9 protein-coding genes are annotated in these 7,304 nt (G+C 67.1%); 6 read left to right on the top strand and 3 right to left on the bottom strand.

What is annotated here, in order from left to right; translation table 11 throughout:
- Nucleotides 1–59: 59 nt before the first annotated feature.
- Both murI and hemA read left to right on the top strand, forming a co-directional pair.
- Nucleotides 60–857: a glutamate racemase gene (gene murI / locus CA237_RS10445; protein ID WP_066688779.1), complete on the top strand. Its 798-nt coding sequence runs from the start codon at nucleotides 60–62 to the stop codon at nucleotides 855–857.
- A gap of 202 nt (nucleotides 858–1,059) precedes the next feature.
- On the top strand, nucleotides 1,060–2,304 hold the full coding sequence (gene hemA / locus CA237_RS10450) for a 5-aminolevulinate synthase (RefSeq protein ID WP_066688783.1): 1,245 nt from the start codon (nucleotides 1,060–1,062) through the stop codon (nucleotides 2,302–2,304).
- A gap of 143 nt (nucleotides 2,305–2,447) precedes the next feature.
- On the opposite strand, the gene CA237_RS10455 is transcribed toward hemA, so the two are convergent.
- The 3 genes from CA237_RS10455 to CA237_RS10465 form a co-directional block, all read right to left on the bottom strand.
- Nucleotides 2,448–3,281, bottom strand: coding sequence for a GGDEF domain-containing protein (locus tag CA237_RS10455; RefSeq protein ID WP_066688785.1), 834 nt, complete (start codon nucleotides 3,279–3,281; stop codon nucleotides 2,448–2,450).
- An 83-nt stretch (nucleotides 3,282–3,364) separates the two neighbouring features.
- Nucleotides 3,365–3,844, bottom strand: a complete 480-nt coding sequence (locus tag CA237_RS10460; RefSeq protein ID WP_241215468.1) for a DUF3429 domain-containing protein — start codon at nucleotides 3,842–3,844, stop codon at nucleotides 3,365–3,367.
- Entirely contained in the window at nucleotides 3,837–4,307 is a 471-nt protein-coding gene (locus CA237_RS10465) for a hypothetical protein (RefSeq protein WP_126014000.1), read from the bottom strand. The genes CA237_RS10460 and CA237_RS10465 overlap by 8 nt, the downstream gene beginning before the upstream one ends.
- Before the next feature lie 72 nt (nucleotides 4,308–4,379).
- On the opposite strand from CA237_RS10465, the gene rpiB reads away from it, so the two are divergent.
- From rpiB to nrdR, 4 genes are all read left to right on the top strand, one after another.
- The gene (rpiB, locus tag CA237_RS10470) at nucleotides 4,380–4,820 is read left to right on the top strand and encodes a ribose 5-phosphate isomerase B (protein WP_066688791.1); all 441 of its coding nucleotides are present in this window, start codon (nucleotides 4,380–4,382) and stop codon (nucleotides 4,818–4,820) included.
- Between the two features lie 486 nt (nucleotides 4,821–5,306).
- Nucleotides 5,307–6,602 carry a serine hydroxymethyltransferase gene (gene glyA, locus CA237_RS10475; RefSeq protein ID WP_126014002.1) on the top strand — a complete coding sequence of 432 codons (1,296 nt, stop codon included), beginning with the start codon at nucleotides 5,307–5,309 and terminating at the stop codon, nucleotides 6,600–6,602.
- A gap of 12 nt (nucleotides 6,603–6,614) precedes the next feature.
- A complete protein-coding gene (locus tag CA237_RS19660) occupies nucleotides 6,615–6,767 on the top strand; it encodes a hypothetical protein (RefSeq protein ID WP_164523862.1) in 153 nt (50 codons plus the stop codon).
- Nucleotides 6,768–6,825: 58 nt separating this feature from the next.
- Complete coding sequence (gene nrdR, locus CA237_RS10480; RefSeq protein ID WP_066688793.1) at nucleotides 6,826–7,287, top strand: transcriptional regulator NrdR; 462 nt, start codon at nucleotides 6,826–6,828, stop codon at nucleotides 7,285–7,287.
- Nucleotides 7,288–7,304: the final 17 nt, after the last annotated feature.

The raw sequence follows: 7,304 nt of genomic DNA on the forward strand, positions 1-7,304 counted from the left end.
CAGGGTAAGGGGTTCGGCGGCGGCTTGCAACGCGGCGAGCGGCGGCTACGGGACCATCCATGACCGAAACGGCGCAACCGATCCTGTTCTTCGATTCGGGCGTCGGCGGCCTGTCGGTCGTGGCGCCCACCCGTGCCCTGCTGCCGACCGCGCCGATCGTCTATGCCGCCGACTCGGCGGGCTTCCCCTATGGCACCCGGACCGAGGGCGAAATCGCCGCGCGGGTGCCCGCGCTGCTCGGCCGGCTGGTCGAGCGCTATCGCCCGCGCCTCGTCGTCATCGCCTGCAACACCGCCTCGACCATCGCGCTGCCGGTGGTGCGCGCCGCGCTCGACGTGCCGGTCGTCGGCACCGTGCCCGCGATCAAGGTCGCGGCGGGGTTGAGCGGCACCCGAGTGATCGGCGTGCTGGGCACGCAGGCCACGGTGCGCCAGCCCTATGTCGACGACCTCGCCACCCGCTTCGCCGCCGATTGCACCGTGCTGCGCCACGGATCGGCGGCGCTGGTCGAACTGGCGGAGGGCGCGCTGGCCGGCACCCCGCCCCCGCGCGACGCCATCGCGCGCGAACTGGCCGGGCTGTTCGATCAACCGGGCGGCGACCGGATCGACGTCATCGTCAACGCCTGCACCCATTTCCCCCTGCTGGCCGACGCGATGCTGGCCGTCGCGCCGCATATCGCGTTCGTCGATGGCGGCCCCGGCATCGCCCGGCGCATCGTCGCGCTGACGCAGGGACAGGCGTTCCCCGCGACTCCGGTTCCCGGCCGGCTCGTCTTCACCAGGCTTGGCGAGCGCGAACGCACCATCGCGGCGGGGCTGGAGTCGCAGGGCTTCGCTTCGGTCGAGGCGCTGTAGACCTGTTCTGGTCCGTCGCCCCAGCGAAGGCTGGGGCCTTCTGCGGCGAGGCGCGCGCTTCGTCGCCGGGAGATCCCAGCCTTCGCTGGGATGACGAAGGAGAAAAACCGCCCCCCTTGGACAATATGTCCAACCCCGCCGATCACCATAACCGCTTTTATCCGCTGGAAACGGGCCGCCCCAACAGGTACACCCCCGCCCCATGAGCATCGACGCAGTTCCGGCCCGCTCGGTCGATTACAACCGTGTCTTCGCACAGGCGATCGACCGCCTGCACGAGGAAGGGCGCTACCGCGTCTTCATCGACATCCTGCGCAACAAGGGGCAATTCCCCAATGCGCGCTGCTTCGCCGGGCATAACGGGCCGAAGCCGATCACCGTATGGTGCTCGAACGACTATCTGGCGATGGGCCAGCATCCCGCTGTCATCGCCGCGATGGAGGAAGCGCTGCACGATGTCGGCGCAGGGTCGGGCGGCACCCGCAATATCGGCGGCAACACCCACTATCACATCGATCTCGAAGGCGAACTGGCCGACCTGCACGACAAGGAAGCGGCACTGCTGTTCACGTCGGGCTATGTCTCGAACGAAGCGACGCTGTCGACGCTGGCGCGCATCCTGCCCGGCTGCATCGTCTTTTCCGACGAACTGAACCACGCGTCGATGATCGCCGGCATCCGCCATTCGGGCTGCGAAAAGCGGGTGTTCCGCCACAACGACCTGGCGCATCTCGAGGAACTGCTCGCCGCCGAAGACCCGGCGGTGCCCAAGCTGATCGCGTTCGAAAGCGTCTATTCGATGGACGGTGACGTCGCGCCGATCCACGCGATCTGCGACCTTGCCGACAAATACAACGCGCTGACCTATCTCGACGAGGTCCATGCCGTCGGCATGTACGGGGCGCGCGGCGGCGGCATTTCCGAACGCGACGAAGCTGCATCGCGCCTGACGATCATCGAAGGGACGCTGGGCAAGGCGTTCGGCGTGATGGGCGGCTATATCGCCGCCGACCGCACCGTCATCGACGTCATCCGCTCCTATGCGCCGGGCTTCATCTTCACGACCTCGCTGTCGCCGGTGCTGGTCGCAGGCGCCTTGGCCAGCGTCCGCCACCTGAAGGCATCGCCCGCCGAGCGCGACGGGCAACAGGCCGCCGCCGCGATGCTGAAGGTGCTGTTCGCCGAAGCCGGGCTGCCGGTGATGGACACCACCACCCATATCGTGCCGCTGATGGTCGGCGATCCGGTCAAGGCCAAGCGGATCAGCGACATATTGCTCCGCGAATATGGCGTGTACGTGCAGCCGATCAATTACCCGACCGTCCCGCGCGGCACCGAACGGTTGCGCTTCACCCCCGGCCCGGCGCATGACGAGGCGATGATGCGTGAACTCACCGCCGCGCTGGTCGAAATCTGGGGCCGCCTCGAACTGAAGAAAGCCGCGTAACAATCCTCCCCGGCACGGGGAGGGGGCCAGCGAAGCTGGTGGCGGGGGCGGTCGGCATACGTAGCGGTTGCGTTGCGGGGCCATCTCCCTCCACCATCGCCTCCGGCGACGGTTCCCCTCCCCGTACCGGGGAGGATTCGTCCCTACACCGCGACCCGGTTACCCCCCGACAGCATCGCCCCCTGCAGCTTCGCGCGGGCCTCCTCGATCACCCATTCGATGTCGTTGCCCTGATCGGACACCATCGCCGCCGATGCGGTGACGGTGCCGATCGCCTCGCCCGACTCGCGCAGCTTGAACTTGCGCCGCTCCAGCAATTGCAGCGCCTCCTCCGCCCGCGCGCGCACCGCGGTCATCGTCTGCCCCGGAATGGCGACGATGAACTCGTTACCGGCCCAGCGGATCGCCTCATGTTCGGGAAAGGTATTGGCCAATTTGCTGGCAAAGGCGTTCAGGATGTTGTCGCCGACCGAATTGCCATATTCGCGGTTGATCCCGACCAGCCGGTCGATCCCGAACATCAGCAGGACATAACGCTGGTCGCCCGTCGCGACCTGGTCCAGCACGCGCCGCGCGCCGGTCTGGTTCAGCGCCTTGGTCAATTCGTCATGCTCGGCATCGACCACGCCGACGCCGCCCGCCTCGATCCGCGCCGTCAGGGCCGCCACCTGTTCGCGCAGCGCGGCCAGGCCCTGCTCGGTCGTGCTCAACCGCTCCGCGACCGACGGATCGGGCGCCGCCACGCCGCCATTCCTCGCCCAATCGGCGATACCGGACGCATGGACCTTCGCCAATTCGGCGAACTTCGCATCGGTCAGTTGCGCGTCATCGACCGCGGCAACGACCTCTTCGTACAACGGATGGTACGATCTGGACAGATGAACGAGCGCGGTCTGATAATTGACCGCGCTCGGTTCAAGTCGATGATATTGCAAAAAGGCCAGCGCATTGCGTGCCTGATCGAATTCTATCCGCATGAACACACCGATATCGGGGGTTATTTGCCTCTTAAATCAGCGAACTACACGCAAAATACGGCAAGTTCGTTAATGCGCGCGACTCATGACTGAGCCAGCAGCCCCGCGCATAGCGTCAGCGCCGCCAGACCGACCGACAACGGCACGCGCAGCCGCATCCACCACGGCGGAACATGGCCTGCGCGCACCAGCGCCATATCGACCAGCAGCGATCCGAGCAGCCCGGCGGCGACGATCGCCGCGCCCGACAGGACCGAGGTGAACAGCACCGCGCCCGCCGCCAGCGCGACCAGCGACGGCACCACCGCGATCGCCAGCCACAGCGTCAGCGCCGCCCCGCTCAGCCGCGCCGCCGCCGCGCCCCACCACATGCCGCCCAGGAAGCTCAGGATCAGCGCGGCGTAGAACAGCCCCAGCGCATTGGCCGCGCCGCCCTTGGCCGGGTCGAGCAACCGCCAGGCGATGCCGATGGCCGGCGGCAGCAACCCGGCATAGCCCAGCGCCAGCGCCGCCACCGGCGGCCGCGCCCGGATCGGGGTCGATGCGGCCATGGGATCAGTCACGGCAATAGCCTTCGCTCGGCTTGACGGTCAGGCAGTCCTTCTTGCCCGCCAGCCATTTAAGGCCGGTGGCATCGCCGTCGCTCGGCCGCAGCAGCAGCGTTTCGCCGCCGCGCTGGAACCGGATGCCTTCGGGCGTGATCGTGCCGGTATAGGTGCCCTTGTTGTCGAGGTCGTACTGCATCTCCAGCTTGACCTCGCCCTGCGCCGGTTCGGTGACGTTCAGGTACATACCCTCCACCCCGATCCAGCGGCCGAGATAATGGTTGGCGCCCAGCGTCGCGGTGGCGGTGGCGGTCGGCGTCGGGGTCGGGGTCGGGCTGGGTGCGCGCGGCGGCACCGGGGCGGGCAGCGGCGTCGCGGCGCTGTTCTCGATCTCGGCCTGGGTCGCGGCCCCTTCGCTGCGTCGCTCGTCGGCGCCGCACGCGCTCAACGCCAAAGCCGCTACGATGATCGTTCCACGCATCCCTTCATCCTTTCCTGCCTGTCGTTGGACACAGCCTAGTGCTGCCGTATCCCGACCGCTAGAAGCGGCGCCATGGCCCGCATCGCACTCGCATCCGACCACGCCGCCCTGACGCTCAAGGCAGAACTCGCCACTTGGTTGCACGACCAGGGGCACGAAGTCGCCGATCTGGGGCCGCACGACACGACCAGCGTCGATTATCCCGACTATGGCTACAAGCTCGCTCAAGCGGTTAGCGGCGGCGAGGCCGATTTCGGCGTCGCCTTGTGTGGATCGGGTATCGGCATCTCGATCGCGGTCAATCGCGTGGCCGGCTGCCGCTGCGCGCTCGTGTCCGAACCGCTGTCGGCGTCGCTGGCGCGCGAACATAACGATGCGAACGTCATCGCGATGGGCGCCCGGCTGATCGGCGCCGAGATGGCGAAGGCCTGCCTCACCGCCTTCCTCGCCACCCCGTTCGGCGGCGACCGCCACCAGCGCCGCGTCGACAAGCTCGGCAATCCGCCGGCCTGATCGGGCGTCGACGACCGCCTCTTACCGTCACCCCGGGCTTGACCCGGGGTCCCGCTTCTTCTCGACGGCAGTAAAAAGCGGGACCCCGGATCAAGTCCGGGGTGACGACGGATAGGGAAGCGCGGAACACCGCCGAAACCCGATTCCCCGGGTGGCAATTCGATGACACCCGGACAAAGGGTCCAAACGTCATCAGAACAAGGATCGTGATCGATCAAGGAAGGTCATCTACAAGAAGCGCAGCGTAGTCGCGTAGCCGACGCTACGCGCAAGCAAGCGACGCGGTGGATGACCTTCCTTGATCGACCGCGGAGCGGCGGGCGGATTTTGCTGCCAAGCGGCGTCGCGCGTCGGTCACGATGCTGGAGCATCGCTCCGCTCCTTGCTCCTTGCCTGGCAGCAAAATCCGCTCCGTCACGACCTTGTTCTGATGACGTTTGGACCCTAAAGCGCGCGCGACCTCTTTCTCAGCGGGAGCCGCGCCCCATGACCGACCAGTTCCGCCCCGACGGTTTCTTCGAAACCAGCCTCGCCGATGCCGACCCCGCCGTGTTCGCCGGCGTCACCCACGAACTGGAGCGCGAGCGCTACCAGATCGAGCTGATCGCGTCGGAAAACATCGTGTCGAAGGCGGTGCTTGAGGCGCAAGGCTCGGTCTTCACCAACAAGTACGCCGAGGGCTATCCCGGCAAGCGTTACTATCAGGGCTGCCACCCCTCGGACGAGGTCGAGCAGCTGGCGATCGACCGCGCCAAGCAGCTGTTCGGCTGCGGCTTCGTCAACGTCCAACCGCATTCGGGTGCGCAGGCGAACGGCGCGGTGATGCTGGCGCTGACCAAGCCCGGCGACACGATCATGGGCATGAGCCTCGACGCCGGCGGTCACCTGACGCATGGTGCCAAGGCGGCGATGTCGGGCAAGTGGTTCAACGCGGTCCAGTACGGCGTCGACCGCGAGACGCACCTGATCGATTACGATCAGGTCGCGGCGCTCGCCCGCGAACACCGTCCGACGCTCATCATCGCCGGCGGTTCGGCCTATCCGCGCCATATCGACTTCGCCAAGTTCCGCGCGATCGCCGATGAAGTCGGCGCCAAGTTCATGGTCGACATGGCGCATTTCGCCGGCATCGTCGCTGCGGGCCTGCACCCGACCCCGTTCGGCCATGCCGATGTTGTCACCACCACCACGCACAAGACGCTGCGCGGCCCGCGCGGCGGCATGGTGCTGACCAACGACGAAGCCATCGCCAAGAAGATCAACTCGGCGGTGTTCCCGGGGCTGCAGGGTGGCCCGCTGATGCACGTGATCGCGGCCAAGGCGGTCGCGTTCGGCGAAGCGCTGCGGCCTGAGTTCAAGGACTATATCCGCGCCGTCGTCGAAAATGCGCAGGTGCTGGCCGCCACCCTCAAGGATCGCGGTGCGAACATCGTCGCGGGCGGCACCGACACCCACCTCGCGCTGATCGACCTCACCCCGCTTGGCGTCACCGGCAAGGATGCCGACGAAGCGCTGGAGCGTGCGGCGATCACTTGCAACAAGAACGGCATCCCGTTCGATCCCCTCCCCCCGGTCAAGACCAGCGGCATCCGCGTCGGGTCGCCCGCCGGCACCACCCGCGGCTTCGGCAAGGCCGAATTCGCCGAGATCGGCCACATGGTCGCCGACGTGCTCGACGGCCTGCACAACAAGGGCGAGGCCGGGGACCCTGCCGTCGAGGCGGACGTTAAGGCACGGGTTCGGGCGCTGTGCAAGCGGTTCCCGATCTATCCGGGTCTGTAAGGAGTTCGAAAGATGCAGGACAAGTCGGTCGGCAAGAGCATGGCGAAATGGGGTGCTCTGGGCGCAGTGATCGCGATTCCGGTTCCCTTTGTCGGTCCGCTGATCGGCGCCGCCGCCGGCGCCGGCTATGCTTATTACAAGGCGAACAAGAAGCCGCGCTACTGACGCGGCACCCCGCCCGCGCCGCCAAATGGTGGCGCGGGCGGTTTTTCCAGGAAGATCGATGCGCTGTCCCTTCTGCGCCCATGAAGACAGTCAGGTAAAAGACAGCCGCCCCAGCGACGACGGCGCCGCCATCCGCCGCCGCCGACAATGTTCGGGCTGCGGCGCGCGCTTCACCACCTTCGAACGCATCCAGCTGCGCGACCTGACCGTCGTGAAGTCCGGCGACCGCCGCCAGGCCTTCGACCGCGACAAGCTGCTCCGCTCGGTCGCCACCGCCTGTCGCAAGCGGCCGATCACCCCGGCACAGGTCGAACGGCTGGTGTCAGGCATACAGCGGCAACTGGAGACCACCGGCGACAGCGAAGTCCCCTCGGGCCGGATTGGCGAACTGGTGATGGAAGGGCTGCAGGGTCTCGATCCCGTCGCGTACATCCGCTTCGCCAGCGTCTACAAGGACTTCCGCGAGGCGAAGGATTTCGAGGAATTTGCGGGCACGGTCGGGGATGCGGCAAAGGGGTAACCCCCCTGCCCTGCCCC

This window comes from Sphingomonas sp. ABOLH (assembly GCF_003951715.1).
Lineage (GTDB): Bacteria > Pseudomonadota > Alphaproteobacteria > Sphingomonadales > Sphingomonadaceae > Sphingomonas > Sphingomonas hankookensis_A.

What these genes read in the sequence shown, in the direction of transcription:
- CA237_RS19660 (WP_164523862.1), top strand. Translation starts at nt 6,615, where the DNA reads ATGCAGGACAAGTCGGTCGGCAAGAGCATGGCGAAATGGGGTGCTCTG.
- CA237_RS10465 (WP_126014000.1), bottom strand. Translation starts at nt 4,307, where the DNA reads ATGCGTGGAACGATCATCGTAGCGGCTTTGGCGTTGAGCGCGTGCGGC.
- murI (WP_066688779.1), top strand. Translation starts at nt 60, where the DNA reads ATGACCGAAACGGCGCAACCGATCCTGTTCTTCGATTCGGGCGTCGGC.
- CA237_RS10455 (WP_066688785.1), bottom strand. Translation starts at nt 3,281, where the DNA reads ATGCGGATAGAATTCGATCAGGCACGCAATGCGCTGGCCTTTTTGCAA.
- glyA (WP_126014002.1), top strand. Translation starts at nt 5,307, where the DNA reads ATGACCGACCAGTTCCGCCCCGACGGTTTCTTCGAAACCAGCCTCGCC.
- hemA (WP_066688783.1), top strand. Translation starts at nt 1,060, where the DNA reads ATGAGCATCGACGCAGTTCCGGCCCGCTCGGTCGATTACAACCGTGTC.
- nrdR (WP_066688793.1), top strand. Translation starts at nt 6,826, where the DNA reads ATGCGCTGTCCCTTCTGCGCCCATGAAGACAGTCAGGTAAAAGACAGC.
- rpiB (WP_066688791.1), top strand. Translation starts at nt 4,380, where the DNA reads ATGGCCCGCATCGCACTCGCATCCGACCACGCCGCCCTGACGCTCAAG.